A 1708-nucleotide genomic window follows, 5' to 3' on the forward strand; every position below is an offset into this window, starting at 1 on the left:
CTCTACTCCTTGGGACACAGGGAGTCTGCCTCGAAGATAGGAAACTATCTTGCCAGTTAGTACCACTATGGAGTGAGTAAAACCTGCGGAGGGAGGATAAGTCCAGATTAGAGATGGCTCTAACAAGGCTCTCCCAGTGAAAGAGGAAGCCCATACTCTATTTTTTTGTTTACAGAAAAAAATGAGTGTCGGGTATGTCACAAATAATAAATATCGACTAAGAAGCAGCTAAGACGATATTTATTATCCTAACGCCATCCTAGAGTTTATAGCGAGGATCGCAATAGTCGCGAAACCATTTATTGGTAGCATCGGCGATCGCTGCGTCGCTAACATCTACGGGTGGAGTTTGACCGACCCGCATAAATGCCATCGCCAACCGCCAACCATGGGCAGTAGGCACAACAAACAACCAGTAAGCCCGTTGCGATGTTTCCGACCTGCCTGTTTGTCGTTCTAGCATAGAGAGAAATACCTGTTGGGGCAGGCGATCGCGATCTTGATCGGGCGCTAGGGGCAAAGGCTCTAGTTCTGGTTGACTTACGGTCATTACCTCCCGATTAATCCGCAACCGACTATAAACGCGATTGAGATAATCGGGCAAATCCTTTGCCAAAGCCTTGCTCAAGCTCGGAAAATCCGCAGGGCAAGTCCGATTATTAATATAGGTTTCGGCATTTACTGCCTTAGGAATATTGATAAATACGGCGATCGCGATCGTCAATCTAGCTAGCTGATGATAAGTCATCCAATTTCCTACCATATTTACTGCGGGGGGACTTGAGGAAGCTCTTGAGGAATCTTATATAGCTGTCCTCCAAGAATTGATTGGCGACGCTTCGCGCCGCCAATCAATTCTTGGGGTTTGATTTGTCCTAAGTCAAGATTAAAAGCTAGAATTAAAACCTGTAGCGCGCGCTGCGCGTGCGCTACAGGTTTTAATTCTAGCTTTAGTTATTTAGAATTGCGTAATTCTTTAATTTGATCATCAATGCGACGCAAAACGCCATTAATAAACCGATAACCATCCTCACTGCTATAGCGTTTAGCTAGCTCTACCGCCTCATCAATCGCAATTTTACTAGCCACGCTCATAAACATCATTTCCGCCGTGGCAATCCGCAAAATATCTTTGTCTACCTGTGCTAGCCGCTCGATCTGCCAGTTTACTAAAGCACTACTAATAATTTCATCAATTTGCGATCGCTTGCCATTGACCGTCTTGAGAATATCGATCGTATAATTGCGTACTTCAGTCCGTTGCGCCAATACCAAGGTGACGGGAAATTCCAGAGCTGCCCCAATATTATTAATTGCATTTTTGGTTAGTTCGATCGCTTCTCGTACCATCCCTTCAACCGCTTGAATATCTTGGCGGATATCGCTAGTACGGTTTTCACTAGAAGTAATCCGCTCTTGACTACGTTGTAACTCAGCGCTGGCGGTTTGTAATAATTCTTTGGTTTCATCCTGCAGCGATCGGACGACAGCGGTAACAATGTCATCAAGGGTCTTAGTTTCTAGCTTTTGGGATTGGCTAGGTAATTGGTTGATGCTAAAAAGTGCGAGTTCGCGGGCGATGTGGCGGGGTTGCATATGAGGAGATAAAATTAAGCCAATTGAACATCGTATCATTCTCTAGCATGTTTATTTTTTAGGGATTTGGCTTTGCCTAACTCCCTATCAAAACCCATCAATAAGTACCTCA

At 44.7% G+C, this 1708-nt stretch carries 2 protein-coding genes; both read right to left on the bottom strand.

What is annotated here, in order from left to right:
- Window positions 1-259: 259 nt before the first annotated feature.
- On the bottom strand, window positions 260-748 hold the full coding sequence (locus AC805_RS16515) for a hypothetical protein (RefSeq protein ID WP_055076432.1): 489 nt from the start codon (window positions 746-748) through the stop codon (window positions 260-262).
- Between the two features lie 206 nt (window positions 749-954).
- On the bottom strand, window positions 955-1596 hold the full coding sequence (nusB, locus tag AC805_RS16520) for a transcription antitermination factor NusB (protein WP_009629442.1): 642 nt from the start codon (window positions 1594-1596) through the stop codon (window positions 955-957).
- Window positions 1597-1708: the final 112 nt, after the last annotated feature.

It is taken from the genome of Pseudanabaena sp. 'Roaring Creek' (assembly GCF_001402795.1).
Taxonomy (GTDB): Bacteria; Cyanobacteriota; Cyanobacteriia; order Pseudanabaenales; family Pseudanabaenaceae; genus Pseudanabaena.